Source organism: Shewanella indica, assembly GCF_033842865.1.
Lineage (GTDB): Bacteria > Pseudomonadota > Gammaproteobacteria > Enterobacterales > Shewanellaceae > Shewanella > Shewanella indica.
On the sequence record NZ_JAWXXR010000001.1, the window covers coordinates 1,829,836 to 1,850,331 of the forward strand.

Here is a 20,496-nt window from a genome sequence, read left to right on the forward strand (position 1 = left end):
GCTCTCTCTTTTTCTGTTATCAACGGTTACGGGATGTACGCAGAACCTCGGGCAGTACCCTGATTCGGCGCATAACATTTGCCATGTGGATCCGGTCGCGAACCGAGATGCGCAGGTTGATCAGATAGACGCGGCCATCGCGCTCTTCGGTGCTGAGATTGTGAATATTGGAGCCTTCGGCGGCAATGATATTGGTGATCTTCGCCAACGCGCCCTGATGGTTGACGATTTCGACCCTCAGGTTGGCCTGGAATTCGACCCCATCGACGGCATCCCATTGCACCGGAATATACTTGTCCGGCTCGCCCTGATAGCCGCGGATGTTGGCGCAGTTTTCCATGTGCACCACCAGGCCCTTGCCTGGGCTTACGTGAGCAATCACGGCATCCCCAGGAATGGGGCGGCAGCAGTTGGCGAAGGTAACCAGCATGCCTTCGGCGCCGCGGATCGGCATCAGCTTGTGCTCATCATGCTGTTTCTGCGGCTCTATCTTGTCGCCCTTGAGGCGTTGGGCTATGACTATGCTCATGGCATTGCCGAGACCTATGTCGGCCAGCAGTGATTGCAGATCGGCGTGTTTGGTGTCTTTGACTACCTTGTCTATCTGCGCCGGATCTATCTGTTCCAGCTTGGTTTCGCCCAGCGCATGGTTCAGCAGACGCCTACCCAGGGTGCTGGCTTCGTCCTGCTTGAGGTTCTTGAGCACCTGACGGATTTTGGCGCGGGCCTTGCCGGTAACCACGAAGTTGAGCCAGGCGGCGTTGGGGCGGGCGCCCTTGGCGGTGATGATCTCGACCGTTTGCCCGGAAATCAGCGGCTGACTCAAGGGGTAGGCCTGGCGGTTGACCCGGGCGCCGACACAGGTGTTGCCCACATCTGTGTGTACCTCATAGGCGAAGTCCACTGCGGTGGCGCCTACCGGCAGTTCCAGAATGCGGCCCTCGGGAGTGAATACATAGATCTCTTCCGGGAACAGCTCTGTCTTGACGTTTTCAACAAATTCAAACGAGGTGGAAGCACTCTGCTGCAGTTCCAGCAGGCTTTGCATCCATTTGCGGGCGCGCAGCTGGGTAGTGGTACCCGAGGCGCCGGTCTGGCCACTCTTGTACATCCAGTGGGCCGCAACCCCTTTATCGGCCATCTGGTCCATGTCTTCGGTACGGATCTGAATTTCCACCGGGACCGCATGGGGACCAAACAGCGAGGTATGCAACGACTGATAGCCGTTGGCCTTGGGAATGGCGATATAGTCTTTGAACCTGCCCGGACGCGGCTTGTAGAGGCCGTGCATCACCCCGAGCACCCGATAACAGGTGTCTATGGAGTCCACTATCAAGCGGAAGGCATAGATATCCATCACTTCTTGGAATTGCAGCTCTTTGCTGCGCATCTTGTTGTAGATGGAATAGAGGTTCTTTTCCCTGCCCTTGACCTTACCCTTGATACCCACATCTTCCAGGCGGGTACGAATGGCGGTTTCTATGCTTTGGATCAGTTCCTTGCGGTTACCGCGGGCGGCACGAACCACCTCTTTGAGTACCCGATAGCGCATAGGGTAATAGGCCTGAAAACCGAGATCTTCCAACTCTGTCTTGATATTGTGAATACCCAGACGGTTGGCGATGGGGGCGTAAATTTCCAGGGTTTCGCGGGCAATGCGGCGACGTTTGTCCGGCCGCAGGGCGCCCAGGGTGCGCATATTGTGGGTGCGGTCGGCCAGTTTGATGAGGATCACCCGGATATCCTGGGTCATGGCCATCATCATCTTGCGGAAGTTTTCCGCCTGGGCCTCTTTCTTGTCGCGGAATTTGATCTTGTCGAGCTTGGAGACACCTTCCACCAGTTCCGCCACCGAGGTGCCGAACAGTTCGGCCAGATCCTGATGGGTAACTTGGGTGTCTTCTATGGTGTCGTGCAGCAGGGCGGCCATCAGCGTCTCATGGTCGAGACGCATTTCGGCCAGGATGCGGGCAACCGCAACCGGATGGGTAATATAGGGTTCGCCACTGGTACGCATCTGCCCTTCATGGGCATCACGCGCCACCTGATAGGCCTGCTTGAGTAATTCTACCTGCTCCGGCTCCAGATAACTGGCGGCAGACTCCTTGAGACCTTCAAACAGATACAAGTGGCTGTTCTCCTAAGAATGTGCCTTAGAGTGAAGAGTTACCTTCTGCAATCGCTGCCACGGCAGCAATTTCAGCTGCTTCGCGCTCACGTACGCTCTGACGCTCATCGGCATCCAGAGTCGCTGAGTTAACCAGTCCCTGTTCGATTTCGCGCAGTGCGATAACAGTGGGTTTGTCGTTTTGCTCTTCAACCAAAGGATCTTTACCCTGGACGGCGATCTGACGGGCACGACGCGCCGCAACCATGATCATATCAAAACGGTTGCCGATTTGTTTAACGGCGTCTTCTACAGTAACGCGAGCCATGTGTTGAAACTCCAGTGATTTGAATGGAAAAAATGACGCAAAATTGTACACGAAGGCAATTAATCTGCCAACAGACCCTTAAGCATATCATTGTGAGTATTAATTTGACTAGCACGAGTCAGGCGTTGTGAGCGAATGATCGCGCTCAGATCCCCCAGTGCAGTCTCAAAATCGTCGTTGACTATGATGAAATCATACTCTTTATAGTGCGACATTTCTGATACTGCCTGTGCCATGCGGGAGGCGATGACTTCGCTGCTGTCCTGACCGCGACCGGTCAAGCGGCGCTCCAGCTCTTCGCGGGACGGTGGCAGAATAAAGATGCCGATGGCCTCGGGCATCAGTTTCTTCACTTGCTGGGCACCCTGCCAGTCGATATCCAGGAACACATCTATGCCCCGTTCAAGCGTTTCTTCAATGACCTTGCGGGAAGTGCCATAAAAGTTACCGAAGACTTCGGCCCACTCGAAGAAGGCTTCTTCGGCAATCAGCGCCTTGAACTCCTCCACCGACACATAATGATAGTGTTGGCCGTTAACCTCACCCGGGCGGGGCTGGCGGGTGGTGTGCGATACGGAAACTTGTTTGTCGGCCGGTTTATTGGCCAGCAGGGCTGCAATCAGTGACGATTTGCCCGCTCCACTGGGGGCCGAGACAATAAAGAGGTTTCCGCGTGCGCTCATAATATTTGGGTTCCAAGTCTTTGGTTGCAAAAAATCGGTGATTAATGAGGGAAGCTACGAACTCTGGTCTGCCGTTATTCTGGATTGAACAGGAGTTCAAGGCAGCTTCCTTAAGGGCAGCTATTATATAGGCAGGCAACGCTGCCATGCCAGTGGCGCTGACAATTGCCATCAAATTCGTTAGTCTGCCATCAATAAGTCGGCCGATTTTTTAAGGGGTTCTGTGCTGTATAAATCGCTCATCTGTATTCAGGGTTACGACAATGGTCTGCGACATGCGGCCATCAGTGGCGCCGTTTATTTTTTACTACTCGTGTTGGGGCTACTTTCCGGTGGCGGTAGTTTCATCTGGTTACCCGGGATTTTGCTGGCACCGGTATTACTGCTCAGTTGTCGTCGTCGCCTGGGTGACGGTGGCCTTAATCCCTGGTTGTCACTGATAGCTCTGCTGCCTTGGCTTATTCTGTTGTTGACCTTAGGTAGCGGCCAGGAAGGCAGTTACCTGATAGGAGCCCTGGTACTGGCTTTGGCGCTGCATACAGGTTTGGCACTGTTGCCTGGAGGGAATCGCGGCCGCGGCGCCCGCAGCCAGCGAGACTATGTGCAGGGATACTGTGGCCCTGTGCCTTTGAGCGCTGAGCGCAAAAACAAGATAAGAAGGGTCGAGCCAACCCTGGGCGGCGCTTCAGTTCTTGAACCTGAACCTGAACTTGCGCCTGGGTATGCTGCCGAGCGCGGCGCTGCTGAGTATAACGCCGTCCATGACCTCAGTCATGATGCCATCTCCTATGGACCTGGCCGCAGCCGTTATTTTGACTCGGCGCCGAGTGATGGCGATGCCTCCGAGATAAATACAGAGCCTGGCTGGCATACAGATAAGCAAGCCCGGCATAAGGTCAATAGCGCTGAGTCTGGGTTTGATGATGAGGTCGACCGCACCGGCTCTTTGTCGGTATTGCTGCTCTCCTGGCGCGATGCCGTAATGCAACTTTGGCAGCGGCTTGGCGGCTTTTCGGCCGCCCAGCGTAAGGGCTTTGCCATAGCCGCTCTGGTCACAGCGCTACTTGGCTTGGGATTGATCATATGGCTGCTGTGGCCCCAGGCTGAGCCTAATGACGCATCAGGCCGTGATGAGACGACAGAGATTGTGGCCGAAACCTCCGACAGGGTGACAGTGCGCCTGCCGGACAGCTTCAGTCTATCGCTCGATGGTGACTTGCTGCGTATGAGCTGGCTTGGTGATACTGACGCCCCAGGCCCCTTGTGGGATCTGGCTACCGCCAAGGGCGATCGCCGCTGCGCCGAGCTGGTGTTTAACAATGGCACTGGCTACCGTCCCATGTCGGTCGTTATCGGCGATAACGGCAAGGTAGAAGCGGCCTTCAGCCCTCTGGACAGTCAGGTGATTGTTCAGGATATGGCGCGGCGGGGCTCGGTTAAGCTCTGCGGTTATGACTTCAGCCTCAAGGGCAGTCAGGCGGCATTGGGTTCTGTTCCGGCCTTTCGGCAGTTTATTGAATAGGGTGTATATTGGCGTACGGTTAACCACAGCTTTGATTCATCAGAGCTGTGATTCTGTTATACTGCCTCGCTTCTTTCGGCTCGGCTTTCTTCGCGGCATATTCGACAGTTTATGGATACAAAATTAACTCTGGTGATTATGGCCGCCGGGCTGGGAAGCCGTTTTGGCGGTGATAAACAGTTGGCGGCATTGGGGCCCAATGGGGAAACCATGCTGCAATTGGCGTTACGCTCGGCCATCAAGGCAGGGTTTACCCGTGCGGTGCTGGTTATCCGTCCTGAGCTTGAAAGCGAGATCCGTCGCCAGTTAAGCGACTTCCTGCCTTCCGGGTTTGAGTGGCATCTTTGTTATCAGACGCTGGACGATCTGCCACAGCCGGTATCGGCAAGGCAGACAGGGGATATCACAAAGCGCCACAGTAACAGGCAAAAACCCTGGGGCACGGCGCATGCCCTCTGGAGTGCCAGGCATCTGGTCGATGGCCCCATGGCAGTGATCACCGCAGATGATTATTATGGCGATCATGCCTTTGTGCAGTTGGCCGAAGGGCTTAGGCAATATCCCAATGAATGGATGCTGGTGGCCTGGCCGCTGGGACTGACCTTGTCCGAGCATGGCGGGGTGAATCGTGGCCTGTGTGAGGTCAATGGGAAGGGTTACCTGACTTCGGTGCAGGAGTGGCTCGATATTCGTCCAGGCACCCATGGCCTTGAGGGAGAGCTTCAGGGTGAACGCCGGCCGATAGTCGCCGATGCCTTGGTATCCATGACCTGCTGGGGCTTTTCGGCGAATATATTTACCGCACTGGAGCAAGGGCTCAGACGCTTTTTGGCAACCCATGGTGATGACCTTAAAGCCGAGTGTTATCTGCCTGCGATAGTGCAAAATGCAATTGAGCAGCCAGACCTAGAGCCGTGTCAGCAACAGCAAAACCTTGCCACCCGCAGTGTCAGGGTGGAAACCGCCCGCGAGGCCTGGTTGGGAGTGACATATCCCCAGGATGCCGCCCGGGTGAAACAGCAATTACAGGAGTTAATGGGTGCTTGAACTTATTCGGCAGCAGGTGCTGCCTCATTTCGGGATCCCTGACAATGCCAAAATCAGCCCGCTGGGTAATGGTCATATCAACGACACCTTTCTGATCCGCAGCTCCGATGATGAACTTGTGCTGCAAAAGATCAACACTCAAGTATTCCGTGCGCCCAACGCCTTGGTTAACAATGCAGCCAAGGTCAGCGAGCATTTGAGTCAGTGTGCTGCTGAAGGCGGCTATCAACTGCAGCTGATAAGGCCTGTGATGACCCGCGAGCAGCAGTTGGCGGTGGATCTCGGTGAACAGGGATTCTGGCGCGCCATCAGTTATCTGCCTTTCAGTCAGAGCATCGAAGTGGTGCGCTCTGAGGCCGAGGCCGAACAGGCGGCGCGTGCCTTTGGCCATTTCGCGCGCGCCCTGAGCCAAGTAGACCCCCATGAACTGGAAGATGTGATCCCCAAGTTTCATCATCTGCCAGGCAGAATCGAAGCACTTTCCAAGGCGGTTGCCGAGGACCCGCTTGGGCGCCTGCAGCACTGTCGGCAGTGGGCCGAGTTGGCTTTGTCCCAGCAATCGTTGCTTGCGGAGCTTGAAGATACCTGTGCCGGTTTGCCGCTGCGGATTTGCCACAACGACACCAAGATCAACAATATGCTGTTCGACAAGCGTGATATGTCCAGCATGGCCATCATAGATCTCGACACCTGCATGAAGGGTTTCCTGATGTATGACTTCGGCGACATGGTGCGCACCTTCTGCTCGCCCGAGGCCGAAGACTCCACCGCACTCGATAAGGTCAGAGTCAGGCCCGAAGTGTTTGCCGCCATCTGCCGGGGTTACCTGGCAGAGCTGGGCGAGGTGTTGACGCCACTGGAGCGCCAGAGTCTATGGCTGGGCGCCAGAGTCATTTGTCTTATGATAGGTGTGCGTTTCCTTACCGACTATCTGTTGGGGGATAAGTATTTTCATATCCATCGCGAAGGTCACAACCTGGACAGAGCCGCCAACCAGTTCACCCTCTATCTCAGCTTATTGCAGCAGAGCGAGGCCCTAAAGGCGTGTTTAGTTTGAGGGCTCCGCTTGGTTTAAAGGAGTAGTCTGGCTTATTGGTGCCGCATTTTTTCAATTCATATGTCGGCACCAAACCATCGAACTTACCTTAGTCTGCGCTATATACCGCTAATACGTAACATAGTTTATTGATAATATGTCTGCAGTCATTGCCAGCTTTGATGAATACCTCCTTGGAATCTTGAGGTGCTTGACAGAAAACTCACTGTAGGTAGAAGTAAGTTATAGCTTCCTTCATAACGGGAGTTAACAAATCTTATATTTCAGACTGTATTGCATCTTCACATACGCCTCTTAGAGCGTCATATGCATATATAGCTATAGCTTTGGCAAAATTAACTGGAACGGCGTTACCTATCTGCTTGGCAATTTCAATTTTTGAGCCTCTGAATTTGAATGAGTCGGGAAATGTCATTATTCGTGCTGCTTCACGGTGTGTAATAGGCCTGTGCTTTTCGGGATGCAGATATCGTCCTTTCTCAGGTTTAAAAAACTCAGTTCGAATGGTGACTGATGGCCTATCCCACCATAGCCTTCCGAAAAGATCAGTACCTCCTGAAGGTTTATTGAGCCAACATTTTGGAGTAATCTCTGGTGCATTTTTCATTAAGTCAAAGCGATTTCCCCCGGGAGGTACTGCTTGATACCGTTTGAGACTTGTTAAAGTTGGGGTACGTCCGAAATGTAGATCGTACGGAGGATCTGTATCTCTAATTTGTGTCCCGTACGGCTCATCCAAATCAGCAATCACTGAGCGCACATTTTCCCATTTCTGTAGGTTTGGATCAGAATTAGGGGTCGCTGAATGACTGGGTTTTGGTGGAAAGTCCGGTAGAGTTGATTCGGAAAAATACGTAGAGTTATACCCGATTACAATAGCCCGCTTTCGCGTTTGGGGGACGCCATAGTCTGCAGTATTTAAGACATCATAATGCAAATAGAAGCCTTCAGATTTTGCTCTTTTTTTAATATCTTGGAATTCATCACTCTTCAATAGTCCGGGGACGTTTTCCATTATGAACATTTTTGCTCCGGATCGGACTACTATATCCAAGTATGGCTCCCAAAGAGCACGTCTTGAGTCACCCTCTCGCTTTTTATTGAGAAGACTAAAGCCCTGACAAGGTGGCCCACCGATAACAATATCTGCATTTGGAATGCTGGCTTGCTTTTCCAGCCATTCTTCAATGTTGACGGCTATGCAGTGGTTTCCGGGAAAGTTAGCGTTGTAGGTGTTTACAGCATGTTGATTGTTATCGATAGCTAACACACATTCGTAATCAATGTCACTTCTGCATAAAAAACCGGCGCTTAAGCCGCCAGCACCACAAAATAAATCGATAACCTTAACGCTCATTTCTAGTATGTCCTTTGAAACTATGGCTGACATTTTACCCCAGCTTAAGCCGTTGCCCAAGCAGAAAGTGCTGTATGTTTATACATGCATTTTAATTAGAGAGACTCTCTATAAGGTGATATATGATGATTTTTTACTGAGACAAGATTGAAATTGTAGGCTGGATTAGTGATGCTTTATCCGGCATGGTTAAAACTTTTCCACACGATATCAAACCTCTACAAAACTTAAGAAGTCAAAGGTGGTAAGCATGGCGAGGCGTTCTACACGAAAGGAGGCGGAAACGCTTAGGGCGAAAGCGGTGAATCTCCTTACAAATTTTCAAAACGTACTTGTAACGGGTGAGTTACGAGAACAGGTACTGGCCTTGCTGCCAGTTACTGAAACGTTTCGTGACCTCGGCAGTTCACTAATAAAAGATGAGAAGGCGAATTCTGCAAGAGAAAGAATCCTGGTTTATATGAGGCAGTACCCTCAGACCTTAATCGCTGGTTCGGAGCTTTCGATTGTGGCGGGGATTAGTGAGTACCCGAGGCGCATTAGAGAGCTTCGAGTGGAATCTGGATGGCCAATAATCAGTGGGAAATCTCTTAAGAATATTATTGCCGAGGACGGTCATGTATGGGGCTTGAAGGATTCTGATATCAAAACTGATAATTACTTTTTACTCGAGGACAAGCAAGACCGTGATGCGGCTTATAGATGGAATACAGCGAACCAGATAAGAAAGGAAAAAACTTCTGTAAAAGATAAGCTTTTGAAATACTTAAAAGAAAATGTTGGGAAACAGGTCTCCGGTGAAGAGCTTCAGTACTTGGCATCCGATAAGTCTGAATGGGCAAGGCGGGTACGTGAGTTGAGGACCGAGGACGGTTGGCAAATTCTTACCAAAGCATCGGGTGCGGCGCATTTACCTGTTGGAGTATACGTTCTTGCAACTGATGAGCAAGCAGAGGCCCATGACCGAAAAATCCCTGATTCGGTGAGGGTCAAAGTCCTAGAAAGAGATCAGTTCTCATGTAAGTGTTGTGGGTGGAATTTATCTAGAATGCATCCGGCAGATAAACGCAGTATGTTAGAGCTTCATCATCTCATCCATCATGTTTTGGGGGGAAAGAACATCGTGGAGAACTTGATTACACTTTGCAATGTTTGCCATGATGAAGTCCATGCTAACAGGATTTCTGAGTCTGAACTTAGAGCATTATTAAGCTGATATGAGGTTCAGGAGTTAAGAATACTAAAATGTTACTAGACGGTGTTTTCAAGTTTGAATGATTGGCAAAGGAGCAGAGAGCAAAAGCCAACAAATGTCCCGCATCAAGGGCGGTGATACTCGCCCTGAGATGTGGCTGAGAAAGCGGCTCCACGCATTGGGATACCGCTTTCGTTTGCATGAAAAACGCTTGCCGGGAAAGCCGGATCTGGTCTTGCCCAAGTATCACGCCATTATTTTGGTTAATGGCTGTTTCTGGCATATGCATCAGTGCCGTTATTTTCAATTTCCCAGATCATCGTCCATTCAAAATAGAGGGCCTGAGTGGTGGCGGAGCAAACTCTTGGGCAACAGAGCCAGGGACTTGGCGGCACAGGACAAGCTGCGTGAGCTCGGTTGGCGGGTTCTGGTGCTGTGGGAGTGTGCTATCAAGGGTAAGGAAAGGCGGCCCGAAGCCGAAGTCATTCAGACAGTTATTCAGTGGTTACATTCAGATATCCATTATCTTGAAATACCTCCTGTTGAAACAGTACAAAAATCCTGATTTTGGCTTCAAAACCCTCTCAATCCTGGTTGTTTTCTTCACACATTTTCCCCTGTTCTTTACTGCAAAAAGTCGATCATGACGTTGACATGGGTCGGCAAGTGTTCGCACCTTCCTTTGCTGTGCTTAAGATCAAATGCTTATCTAAAACTCTTGTCATTCGGGTAAAGGCAATTTCTTTTCAAGTCTAATTCAGGCAGAATTTCGCACTTGAATTTGAAGGGCTATTGTCTTTAGCCCAATAGGATAGGACGTCTTTGTCTGCCCCTCATTCGTTGGCGGCGGGCATGAGAACAAGGACTGGAAATGGAACTCCCATTACAGGTAGTGCAGGACCTGGCCCCGGTTGAGCGACTGAGTAATACCATGAAGAAGCAGGCTGATGCCTGCTTTTTTAATCCAAATGTTCAGGCCGAAACTTTCCCCTTCCTCACATCACAGCCAAGGGCAAGCTGGACGCTGCTCGTGAATTCGTCACCTGCACCTCGGGCAAGGCCACTGCCTTTCATGCTGCCATCACGGTAGCTTCGCGGTTAAAAAATCTATCATGGCGCTGACCTTGGCCGGCAGGTGCTTGCGCCTGGGGTAGACGCAGTAAATAGCGTGTTGGGGCAGCCGATACTCGGGCATCAGGGCGACCAGGCGGCCCTTGGCGATATCGCCTCTTACAATAAAGTCCGGCATGTTGGCTATCCCCAGGCCTTGGAGAATCGCGCTGTGAATCGCATCGCTGTTATTGACCTCGAAGTTGCCTTTGGGCTCGATTCTGACTTCGCCGCCCGATTGCTGCTGGGGGCCTTGAAAGCGCCATTCGCTGCCACCGCGAAACAGCGAATAGAACAAACAGTTGTGTTGGCCGAGTTGCTCCGGCGTTTGCGGCGTGCCATGGCGCTTTAGGTACTCGGGAGAGGCCACCAGGAAGCTCTCGCATGGCGCGATGCGCTTGGCGACCAGGCTGGAATCTGCCAGTTCACCAATGCGCAGCGCCAGATCAAAACCTTCGGCAATCAGATCGGTATGGCTGTCGCTCAACTCAAGTTGCAGGCGAATATCAGGAAAACGCTGCAGAAATTCAGCCATCAGCGGCGCCACATAGCGGCGGCCATACACCATGGGCACAGACATTCTCAGCAACCCCTTGGGGCTGTGTTGCAGCTCGCCTATGACGTCTTCCGCCTCCCTGGCGAAACGCACCGCATGACGCACAGAGTCATAGTAGCGCTCGCCTGCTTCCGTCAGGCTGAGCGAACGTGTGGTGCGGTACAGGAGTTGCACCCCGAGGCGTGTTTCGAGCTGGCTTATCCGCTTGCTGATCGCCGACTTACTGCTGCCGAGCTGCTTGGCAGCGGCCGAGAAGCTGCCGGACTCCACCACAGCGACAAACACCGGCAGGGCATTGAAGTGATCCATCTTGATAGTTGAGTTTTTGGAAACTGTATTGCGACATTATCGGTAATTATCCTAAATGGCAAAACAATGTAGAGTGGCGTCTGCTTGAAGGACGGCGACAGACGCCCTGCCGAGCCCGAATAATGCCCGCCATTGGCTGGCCAAGATTGATTCGCACACGCCGGAGAAGAGAGATGCAAGGCAGCCGCAACCGAGAATCCAATATGCCGCTATCCTGGGGAGCCGCTCTGGTGGCATTCGTTGCCGGTGGCTTACTGGCGCTGATGATCCAGCTTAACAGCCAGTTGGCCTCGGCCGGCTCACCCCTGCTGGCTTCCTGGATAGCCCATGGTACCGGGGCGTTGACCGCCCTGTTGTTATGGCTATTTATGGGAAGGCGAAAGGCAGCCCCATCGCCAGGGGGGCCTGAGCAGAATAAGCAGCCAAAGCGCACCTTGCCACTTTGGGCCTGGCTTGGCGGTCTGCCCGGCGCCATGACCGTGATTCTGGCGGCCATCTGTGTCAACTCTCCCCTGGGGCTGGGCGGAACCCTGGCATTTCTGCTGCTGGGGCAGTTACTGTTCGGCGCCATCAGTGATTCTCGAGGCTGGTGGTTGTTGCCAAAGCGGCAACTGCATCCACTCGAGTGGCCGGCATTACTGCTGGTACTGGCCGGGGCGCTGTTGCTGATATTTTCCGCTCACGCTTAATTTTTACCTGGGGATAAGATGATGTTGTCACTGTTTTTGTTGTTGGCGCTGGCCAACGGCGTCATGGTCAGCCTGAGCCGCAGTTTTAACGGTGCACTGGCGGCAAATAAAGGCGCTGCAGGCATCGTTGCTGAACCACCTATTGGGTTTTTTACTGCTGACCTTGGTATTGGCGGTTTATACCCTGTTTCAGGGCGGCACAGTATGGCAGCTGCAGGCTACGCCGGCTTACACTTGGCTCGGCGGCGTGATAGGCGCCTTGTTTGTCGCGACCAGCAGCTGGGCTCTGGCCAGGCTTGGTGCCATGGCCTGTGCCCTGTTGGTGATTTCCGGACAGATGCTGACCGGTGTCTGGCTCGACAGCCTTTCCCGTGAGTTGGGCTGGCAGGCCTGGCTGGGGGCGGCGCTGATCCTGGCTGGTGTGATACTGCAGCGCCTGGCGGCCAAGGCGCAAACCCGCCTGGCGGCAGCGGGTTGGACGCCGCCGACACCAGAGCGTAAAATCCGCAGCTTGTGTCCTGCATAACACTGTGTTTTCGGGTTATGGTTTTGGGTTTAAAGAAGAATGGAGAAACAGGAGAGAAGCATGCCGTACTCTAACAGTCAGGCTTATCAGTGGGTATTGTTCGATGCCGATGAAACCCTGTTTCAGTTCGATGCGCCGCGGGGGCTCAAGCTGATGTTCTCCCGTCATGGGGTGGATTTCAGCGATGCCGACTATGCCGAGTATCAGCAAACCAATATGCCGCTGTGGGTGGCCTATCAGGACGGCAAGATTAGCGCCAGCGAGTTGCAACTGACCCGTTTCAGTCATTGGGCCAAACGTCTCGGGCGCACACCTTTTGAACTCAATAGCGCCTTTATGACGGCAATGGCCGATATCTGTGAGCCACTTCCCGGGGCTGCTGAACTGCTTGATAGCCTCAAGGGGCGTGCCAGGTTGGGGATTATCACCAATGGTTTTACCGAGCTGCAGCAGGTGCGGTTGCAAAAGACCGGCTTTGCCGAACACTTTGAACTGTTGGTGATTTCAGAAGAGGTTGGTCTGGCCAAGCCGGATCCGGGTATTTTCGAACATGCGCTGACCAAGATGCAGCAACCCGAGCGTAAGCGGGTATTGATGGTGGGTGACAACCCTCATTCGGATATTCTTGGTGGCCTTAAGGCCGGTCTGGATACCTGTTGGCTCAATGTGAAAGGCGAGGCGGCTCCCGAAGGGATAACGCCTCATATCGAGGTACGTTCATTGAGTGAACTGCAAAAACAGTTATGTAATTGATCGCAGCTTCTACTACAAGATTGTCAAATCGAAGGCCCGCCACTATGCGGGCCTTGCGCATTTCTGCGTAGCCGATAAAACCGCCGCCCGCCAGTTACTACTTTTAAGGGGTGTAGATACACCTTTAAAACGACTGTTAAAAAACATGATCTTCATCAAGTGATAATCATTATCATTCGTATAATATTACGCAACTTTGTTGATTTTGGGAGATATCTGAGTGAAACCGACTTATCTGGCAGTTGTATTGGCGGCCCTGTTGAGCCCGCATTTGATGGCGGCAGAAGCAGAAAAAACGCAGGATCCGGCAGCGGAAAACATAGAACGCTTGAGTGTGGTAGGGGTTAGGCAGCGGCTGGAGCAAGCCGGCACTTTGGCCAACACTATAATGAAGACGGAAGTCGTTGACGCCAGCATCATAGAAAACAAGAATGCCGTTAATTTGTCGGAAGCCATAGATAACTCTCCCGGGGTAAAAGTCTCCAACGAATGCTCCATGTGCGGTGTAAAACGCATCATGCTCAACGGCATGAAAGGGGAGCAGACCACGATTCTGGTGGATGGTTTGCCGGTGCATACCATGATTTCCGGTTATTACGCCGTCGATGCCATTCCCACAACCGGGATTGAACGCATCGAAGTGGCCCGCGGCGCCGGTGCTTCACTGATCGCCCCTGAGGCGATCGGCGGTACTATCAATATTATCAGTTATGAGCCCACCGAAAACGGCGCCGAGTTGGATGTCGCCGCAGGTGAAAACGGTTATCGCAAAGTGGGCTTTCTCGGCAAGGGCGTCAGTGAAGACGGCCGCACCCGGGCAACGCTGGTGGCTCAGTATGACGACAGAGATCAGTTCGACGCCGATGACAACAAGGTCAACGAGGCGCCACTGCAGGAAAACCGCAGCGTAACCGCCAGAATTTCCCAGGATATCGGCGACTTTGATAATCTGGTGCTGCGCATGGCTAATATTCAGTCGGAGATCTTCGGTGGCCCCATGCTGGGCAGCAGCTTTGCCGATGGCACTGCCTCCAGCATAGGCAATGTACTCTCAGGTTTTGATGATAAGCCCAGTGAGCCGCAACAGCTGTTTGAAGATGGTGATATCCGTAATCCCTATACCGGCAAGGCTTGGGAAACTACCGAATGGATCAAGACAGAGCGTAACGAGGCATCGCTGGCCTGGCTGAAGGAATTCAACGACGACTGGAACATGCACCTGGCGGTAAGCTATGCCGAGCACAAACAGGACTCCTTCTACGAAGGGTTTGACTATACCGCCGATGACAAGATGTGGTTCTTCGACGCCAGATTCAACTACCTACTTAACGACAGCCATCTGTTGACCTTGGGTGCCGATCTGCGTACCGAAGAGATGCGCTCTCACTCCCGCGCCGGCAGCGCCAACCCTGACTATGTCTCCGACTCTTTTGACTATGATGTCAAGGGCCTGTACCTGCAGGATACCTGGCAGGTGACCGATGACCTCGAAGTTGCCATGGCACTGCGTTATGACAGCATCACTGCCGACTTTACCGACCCCAGTAAACCGGGCACAGAGCTGGATGAGTCGATACTCTCGCCCAGAGTCGATATTCGCCTGCGTCATAATGAGCTGTGGACCTCGCGTCTGTCTGCCGGTCGTGGCTATCGGGCACCGCTGTCTTTCTTCGAGACTGATCACGGCATTCTGGATGGTTCACTGGGGTTTGATATCGACATCGATGAACTGGAGCGTTCCAACTCGGTGAACTATGCCCTGAGCTACGAAGGTGACAGACTCACCTCCACCGCCTCTGTGGCCTGGACCGAAGTCGAGCATCTGGCGGCGTTGACCACCAACGACCAAGGGATCCCATTGCTGACCCAGTTGGATGAGAAGGCCAGTGTGGTGACCACAGACATCGCTCTGGGTTATCGTCTGACCGATGACCTGACGGTAAACCTTACCGGCGAGCACTTCGACTATGATTCGGTATTCAAGTCTTCCTATGCCGTGGCACCTATCGAGGAGCGAGTGACCCTGAGCGTGGATTGGGATGTCAACGATTGGGAATTTTTCGCCAACCTGGTGTGGATTGGCAGCCGCGATCTGTCGCAGTATGGCTATGAAGGTTATAACCGCCTGGATGCCAACGGTAAGGTGGATCCCGACTCGAAGAAACGTACTGATGCGCCGTCCTACTTTACCCTGGACTTGCGTGCCAGCTATCAGTTCAACGACAACCTGTCTTTCTATACCGGGGTCAGCAACCTGTTTGACTACACCCAGGCCGGTGACGAAGAAAGCCCCTTGTTCTATGACGCCGAAGGCGCCTTCGATGTGGGTTACATCTATGGCCCGCTGCGTGGCAGAGAGATCTATGCCGGCATGAAACTGGTGTTCTGATTATGAAGCGCCTGGCCCTGGGATTATTGCTGCTGTGTGCCATGCCGTTACAGGCCTCACAGCTGACTCGTGACTATCAGTTTCAGCCCCTTCGCGGGCAGGAACAACAGACGCTGGCACATCTCGAGGGCCAGAGTGCTGTGCTGATGTTCTTTGAGCCCGAGTGCCCCTGGTGTGTCAAGCAGGCGGCGGTGCTGAAAAAGTTACATCAGCAGTGCCCAGGTCATCTGCAGCCGGTGGCGCTCGGCGTCAATGGTAATCAACTGGCCCTGAAACGGGCGCTGTTTCGCCTCAACTTTCCGTTTGAGGCCTATAGAGCGCCAATGGAGTTGGTCAGAGACATGGGCGGCATTCCGGCAACCCCTATCTTGTTGCTGCTGGACAGCAAGGGCAGGTTAATTAAGGGCTATCGTGGTTTGACCGGGGAAGCCGAACTGCAGGCGCAGCTCTGCCCGGCGGCCTGAGTGAGCCAAATTCAAACCTGAACCCATCGAAATAAAAATGCCCGGCATCGAGCCGGGCATTTTGTTGTCAATCTTAAACCCCTCCCATGGAGGTGGTGATGTCTGGTGGCTGTTTGGGTGCCCAATTTCAGGGCTGTCAAACTCAGGTGCTTTAATCGTTAATCCTTGACCGCCAGCAGCTCTCTTACTTGGGCGCCGACATCGCGCTGGAATTCATCGGCCTGATCGAACACTCCCAACATCTTGATAAAGCCGTGAATCGTGCCCGGGTAGCGCTGATAGTGTACGGCTACGCCGGAAGTCGCCAACTTGTCGGCGTACAGACGGCTGTCGTCGCACAGGGGATCGCATTCGGCGCAGTAGAGCAAGGTTGCAGGCAGCTTGCTGTGGTCGGTTGCCAGCAAAGGTGAGCAATAGGGATGAATGGCATCGGCCGGGCTGCGCAGATAGTGGTTCCAGTAGTACTTCATGCTGTCCTTGTGCAGCAAAAAACCTGTGGCGTATTTCTCGGCCGAGGCCGTGTGCCAGCCGTACTGCACCGGCGGATAAACCAGCACCTGGCAGGCGAGATCTGCCGAGTCTTCATCACGGCACCTCAATGCCACCGCTGCGGCGAGATTGGCACCGGCGCTGTCGCCAAAGATACCGATTCGCTTGGGATCCAGCCCCAGTCTCTCGGCGTGTTTGAACACCCACAGGGTTGCCGCGTAGCTGTCATCCATGGGGATGGGGAACTTGTGCTCCGGCGCCTTTTGATAGTTGACGGCAATCACCACCACGCCGCAATTCTTGGCCAGTGCCCGGCTGAAGGGGTCATTGATCTCAATGTTGGACACCATCCAGCCGCTGCCGTGAAAGTAGATCAGCGCCGGCTGGGGTTGTTCGCTGTGTTTCGGGCGGTAAATCCTAACCGGCAGGTCGGCGGTAGGGCCGGGAATAAATCTGTGTTCAACGGCGGCCATCTCTTCCGGTGGCCTGGCCGGGGGAATATCGCTGTGTTCCTGATGACGACCGGCCTCGGGCGCCAGATCTTCATAGGGGGTAAAGCCTGCGGCATAGGTTTGCTGCAGGAAGGTTTCAACCTGGGGATTGAGTGGCATACGGGTACTCCATTCAGCAAGGGGATCAGGCCTTGTAGGTCACCTCTGTGACCCCTTTGAGCCTGGGACGGTTGGCTTCGGCTTGTGTCAGCGGCCTCACTTCCCGAAGGGAGTTGTGGCAGCGCGGCACCAGCGCCTGATATTCCCGGGTATTGAGGCGTTTCCAGTGTAGATCCTGCTCTGTGACATCGCGGATATATCGGGCGGGAGAGCCTGCCAGTAACTGCCGCGGTTGGCCCTGAAAGCCGGCTTTGATAAAGCTCATGGCGCCGACTATGCTGTCTGGCCCTATCTCGGCGCTATCCATGATCACGCTGTTCATGCCTATCAGGGCATTGCGGCCTATGATGCAGCCGTGCAGCACGGCGCCATGGCCGATATGACCATCTTCGGCGACTATGGTGTCCTGATCGCAATAGCCGTGCATGATGCAGCCATCCTGCAGGTTGCTGCCGGCCTTGAGGATCAGCCGACCATAATCACCGCGAAGGGAAGCGTGAGGGCCAACGTAGACATTGGCGCCGACTATTACATCGCCTATCAGTACGGCACTGGGGTGAACAAAGGCGCTGGGGTCGACAACAGGGATCAGACCTTCAAATGCATAACAGGTCATGGTATTTATCCTGGTGGGTTGCAGGGGTGGGACATCCTTGTCCCGGTTGGCGTGCTTTCCTTAAATCATTTGCCTTTCCAGACAGGATCGCGTTTTTCGGCAAAGGCCTGTGGCCCTTCCAGCGCGTCTTCTGAATGCAATACGGAAGGATAGTGTTTCAACTGGCCGCTGCGGATAAAGCGATAGGCTTCTTCCACCGGCATTTCGCTGGTGGTGCGATAAACTTCTTTCAGAGCGGCGATGGCCAGAGGAGCACTCTGGGTGATCTCCTGCGCCAACTCTCGGGCGGTTTCCATCAGTTGGCTGTTGTCCACTACCCGGTTGACTATGCCCCAGCGCAGCGCTTCCTGGGCATCCATGCGGCGGCCGGTCATCATCATCTCGTTGACGATCGCAGGTGGGATCAGCTTAGGCAGACGCAGCATGCCGCCGCTATCCGGTACTATGCCCAGTTTGGCTTCAGGCAGGGCGAAGCTGGCGTTGTCGCTGCAGACTATCATGTCGGCGGCCAGGGCCAGTTCGAAACCACCACCGAAGGCATAACCGTTGACGGCGGCGATAACAGGCTTGTCCAGATCGAACAGCTCAGTCAGACCGGCAAAACCACCAGGACCAAAGTCGGCATCCGGGGCTTCGCCCTCGGCGGCGGCTTTCAGATCCCAGCCGGCAGAGAAGAAGCGCTCACCGGCCCCGGTGATAATTGCCACCCGCAGTTCCGGATCATCACGAAAAGCGATAAAGGCTTCACCCATGGCAAAACTGGTCTTGGCATCTATGGCGTTGGCCTTGGGGCGATCCAGGGTGATTTCCAGAATATGGCCATTGCGGCGTATGTGTAACGATTCGTTCATGCTAATACTCCATCTGGATTAAAATATCACTGAGTATGTGCGAAATACAGTTAACGCTTATCGCCAGCCTAAGGCCACAATCATCTATGGCTTAAGCAGATATTACCCAGCTATTACATTTATTGGTAATAAGCAACTTACCAAATACTTTTTGGTTTTTACGGTTTGCTTTTTAAGCCTTCGATATATTGAAGGCTTAAAATTTTAATTCGGTTTATTTGTTTGGCTGGTTGTTAGCAAAGACTCTTCTTTTTTATTTTTCCCGAACAAGTTCTCGGTAAACTCTTTCTGATTTCAAGAAAAGAAGGCACTTTAAATTTAGCCATATGTTCTTCGCAATATTCGAAGAACTCCTCTTCGGTAATTGTCTGGTTTTCATGCAAGACAATAAAAGCCTTGATGGCTTGATCTCGAATTGAGTCTTTCACCCCAATAATGGCGACATCGGCAATTTTGGGGTGCTCGGAAATAATGTTTTCCAGTTCGACACAGGAGATATTTTCGCCGCAGCGTTTGATCATGTTGCAGCTGCGATCGATAAAATAGAAGAAACCTTCCTCATCGACGTAGCCTGAGTCGCCTGTATGCAGCCAACCGTCGGCCGAGAGTGTCTTGGCGGTCTCTTCCGGCAATTTGTAGTATTCACGAAACAGTGTCTTACCCGGTTCGCCCTTGATGCAGATCTCCCCGGTCTCGCCGGGAGGTAGTGGGCGCCCTTGTTGATCGCGGATCTCTACCTGATAGCCCATGCCGACCCGGCCGATGGAGGGCCAGCGCCGCTTGTCACCTGGGCGGTCGCCTATGACGCCGACTATGGTTTCTGTCATGCCGTATGAGGTAAACAGACGCACGTTAAAGCGTTCGACAAAGTCGTCTTTTTCTTGATCCGACAGGTTGAGGTAGAACAATACTTCACGCAGGCAATGCTGTTTCTCCCAGGGCATTTGCGGCTGCATCATCAGGGTGCGGATCATCAGCGGGATACATTCTGTGACTGTGGCACGATACTTACAGATTTGCCCCCAGAAGGCGCGGGCGCTGAATTTTTCCAGCATCACAAAGGTGGCTCCCGCCGAAAAGGCCGCCATGGCTGCGGTGCACTGGCAGTCGATATGATAGGCGGGCATGGGGGTCAGGTAGATATCATCGTCTCTGAGGGCACATTGCCAGGCGGTATAGTAACCGGCGAATCTGAGATTGTAGTGGGTAATTACCACCCCCTTGGGGCGGGAAGTGGTACCCGAGGTAAACAGGATTTCGGCAACATCGCTGCTGCTTAATGGCGCTCTGTGTTGCAGCTCGTCGGGTTGTGCCAGCCTTAGGCGGTGAAAATTGAGAATATTGGCCGGCTCGGTGGCAGGATCATCGGCAATCAGCAGTATCTGCTGTAGTGGAGAGCCGGGATCTTGCTGCAAACAGCTATAGAGTGATTGAAAATCGCTGCTGGTAACCACCAGCGAGATAGCACATTTGTCCAGAATGTAGGCGGTTTCTTCCAGCAGCAGATGAGTATTTATCGGCACCATGATGGCACCTATCTTGGCCAGACCGAACCAGCAGAAGATGAACTCGGCACAGTTGTTGATATGCAGAGCCACCTTTTCACCTTTGGTGACGCCCAGCGAATGAAACAGGTTGGCGGTGCGGTTGATCTCTTTATTGAGTCCGGCATAACTGTATTCCTGGGCCAGCCCTTGAAGGTTTTCGACGATAAGCGCCGTTTTCTCTCCATAGTTGAGGGCCAGATCATCCCAAGTTTGACGTAAATCTTGTCCAGCTATTATATCCATTTGACACCTTGCTCAATAAAACGTTTTCAGCGGGGTATACTGCGAAG

General features: G+C 53.2%; 19 protein-coding genes. 10 read left to right on the forward strand and 9 right to left on the reverse strand.

Annotated features, from left to right (window positions below; genetic code table 11):
• Positions 1–19: 19 nt before the first annotated feature.
• The 3 genes from spoT to gmk are packed head-to-tail and all read right to left on the reverse strand — an operon-like array spanning position 20 to position 3,118.
• Positions 20–2,128, reverse strand: a complete 2,109-nt coding sequence (spoT, locus tag SIL79_RS08510; RefSeq protein WP_039034661.1) for a bifunctional GTP diphosphokinase/guanosine-3',5'-bis pyrophosphate 3'-pyrophosphohydrolase — start codon at positions 2,126–2,128, stop codon at positions 20–22.
• A gap of 25 nt (positions 2,129–2,153) precedes the next feature.
• Positions 2,154–2,435, reverse strand: coding sequence for a DNA-directed RNA polymerase subunit omega (gene rpoZ / locus SIL79_RS08515; protein ID WP_025010112.1), 282 nt, complete (start codon positions 2,433–2,435; stop codon positions 2,154–2,156).
• Positions 2,436–2,494: 59 nt separating this feature from the next.
• On the reverse strand, positions 2,495–3,118 hold the full coding sequence (gmk, locus tag SIL79_RS08520; RefSeq protein ID WP_039034660.1) for a guanylate kinase: 624 nt from the start codon (positions 3,116–3,118) through the stop codon (positions 2,495–2,497).
• A 223-nt stretch (positions 3,119–3,341) separates the two neighbouring features.
• Here gmk and SIL79_RS08525 point away from each other — a divergent pair, with 223 nt between their 5' ends.
• The 3 genes from SIL79_RS08525 (at position 3,342) to SIL79_RS08535 (ending at position 6,744) form a co-directional block, all read left to right on the forward strand.
• The gene (locus SIL79_RS08525) at positions 3,342–4,640 is read left to right on the forward strand and encodes a hypothetical protein (RefSeq protein ID WP_144361423.1); all 1,299 of its coding nucleotides are present in this window, start codon (positions 3,342–3,344) and stop codon (positions 4,638–4,640) included.
• A gap of 111 nt (positions 4,641–4,751) precedes the next feature.
• The gene (locus SIL79_RS08530; RefSeq protein ID WP_251767297.1) at positions 4,752–5,687 is read left to right on the forward strand and encodes an NTP transferase domain-containing protein; all 936 of its coding nucleotides are present in this window, start codon (positions 4,752–4,754) and stop codon (positions 5,685–5,687) included.
• Positions 5,680–6,744 carry a phosphotransferase enzyme family protein gene (locus tag SIL79_RS08535; protein WP_162206603.1) on the forward strand — a complete coding sequence of 355 codons (1,065 nt, stop codon included), beginning with the start codon at positions 5,680–5,682 and terminating at the stop codon, positions 6,742–6,744. Before SIL79_RS08530 ends, SIL79_RS08535 begins: the two co-directional genes overlap by 8 nt.
• A gap of 256 nt (positions 6,745–7,000) precedes the next feature.
• Here the strand turns inward: SIL79_RS08535 and SIL79_RS08540 are convergent, their stop codons facing one another.
• Positions 7,001–8,101, reverse strand: coding sequence for a DNA cytosine methyltransferase (locus SIL79_RS08540; protein WP_319619141.1), 1,101 nt, complete (start codon positions 8,099–8,101; stop codon positions 7,001–7,003).
• Between the two features lie 250 nt (positions 8,102–8,351).
• Here SIL79_RS08540 and SIL79_RS08545 point away from each other — a divergent pair, with 250 nt between their 5' ends.
• Together SIL79_RS08545 and SIL79_RS08550 are read left to right on the forward strand one after the other, a co-directional pair.
• On the forward strand, positions 8,352–9,317 hold the full coding sequence (locus tag SIL79_RS08545) for an HNH endonuclease (RefSeq protein ID WP_319619142.1): 966 nt from the start codon (positions 8,352–8,354) through the stop codon (positions 9,315–9,317).
• A gap of 58 nt (positions 9,318–9,375) precedes the next feature.
• Positions 9,376–9,861: a very short patch repair endonuclease gene (locus SIL79_RS08550; RefSeq protein ID WP_145839371.1), complete on the forward strand. Its 486-nt coding sequence runs from the start codon at positions 9,376–9,378 to the stop codon at positions 9,859–9,861.
• 516 nt (positions 9,862–10,377) lie between these two features.
• Here SIL79_RS08550 and SIL79_RS08555 read toward each other — a convergent pair.
• The gene (locus SIL79_RS08555) at positions 10,378–11,271 is read right to left on the reverse strand and encodes a LysR family transcriptional regulator (RefSeq protein ID WP_319619143.1); all 894 of its coding nucleotides are present in this window, start codon (positions 11,269–11,271) and stop codon (positions 10,378–10,380) included.
• Positions 11,272–11,444: 173 nt separating this feature from the next.
• Here SIL79_RS08555 and SIL79_RS08560 point away from each other — a divergent pair, with 173 nt between their 5' ends.
• The 5 genes from SIL79_RS08560 to SIL79_RS08580 all read left to right on the forward strand — a co-directional run bounded on the left by SIL79_RS08560 (position 11,445) and on the right by SIL79_RS08580 (position 16,092).
• Positions 11,445–11,960, forward strand: a complete 516-nt coding sequence (locus tag SIL79_RS08560) for a DMT family transporter (RefSeq protein WP_243883852.1) — start codon at positions 11,445–11,447, stop codon at positions 11,958–11,960.
• A 91-nt stretch (positions 11,961–12,051) separates the two neighbouring features.
• Complete coding sequence (locus SIL79_RS08565) at positions 12,052–12,486, forward strand: DMT family transporter (protein ID WP_319619145.1); 435 nt, start codon at positions 12,052–12,054, stop codon at positions 12,484–12,486.
• A gap of 60 nt (positions 12,487–12,546) precedes the next feature.
• Positions 12,547–13,239: a pyrimidine 5'-nucleotidase gene (gene yjjG / locus SIL79_RS08570; protein ID WP_319619146.1), complete on the forward strand. Its 693-nt coding sequence runs from the start codon at positions 12,547–12,549 to the stop codon at positions 13,237–13,239.
• 220 nt (positions 13,240–13,459) lie between these two features.
• Entirely contained in the window at positions 13,460–15,628 is a 2,169-nt protein-coding gene (locus tag SIL79_RS08575) for a TonB-dependent receptor plug domain-containing protein (RefSeq protein WP_319619147.1), read from the forward strand.
• 2 nt (positions 15,629–15,630) lie between these two features.
• A complete protein-coding gene (locus tag SIL79_RS08580) occupies positions 15,631–16,092 on the forward strand; it encodes a TlpA family protein disulfide reductase (protein ID WP_039034653.1) in 462 nt (153 codons plus the stop codon).
• Between the two features lie 158 nt (positions 16,093–16,250).
• Here SIL79_RS08580 and SIL79_RS08585 read toward each other — a convergent pair whose 3' ends face one another.
• The 4 genes from SIL79_RS08585 to caiC form a co-directional block, all read right to left on the reverse strand.
• A complete protein-coding gene (locus tag SIL79_RS08585; RefSeq protein WP_039035750.1) occupies positions 16,251–17,192 on the reverse strand; it encodes an alpha/beta hydrolase in 942 nt (313 codons plus the stop codon).
• 25 nt (positions 17,193–17,217) lie between these two features.
• Positions 17,218–17,808 carry a carnitine operon protein CaiE gene (caiE, locus tag SIL79_RS08590; RefSeq protein WP_039035751.1) on the reverse strand — a complete coding sequence of 197 codons (591 nt, stop codon included), beginning with the start codon at positions 17,806–17,808 and terminating at the stop codon, positions 17,218–17,220.
• Positions 17,809–17,873: 65 nt separating this feature from the next.
• On the reverse strand, positions 17,874–18,659 hold the full coding sequence (gene caiD / locus SIL79_RS08595) for a crotonobetainyl-CoA hydratase (RefSeq protein WP_025010097.1): 786 nt from the start codon (positions 18,657–18,659) through the stop codon (positions 17,874–17,876).
• Positions 18,660–18,892: 233 nt separating this feature from the next.
• Complete coding sequence (caiC, locus tag SIL79_RS08600; RefSeq protein ID WP_319619148.1) at positions 18,893–20,449, reverse strand: crotonobetaine/carnitine-CoA ligase; 1,557 nt, start codon at positions 20,447–20,449, stop codon at positions 18,893–18,895.
• Positions 20,450–20,496: the final 47 nt, after the last annotated feature.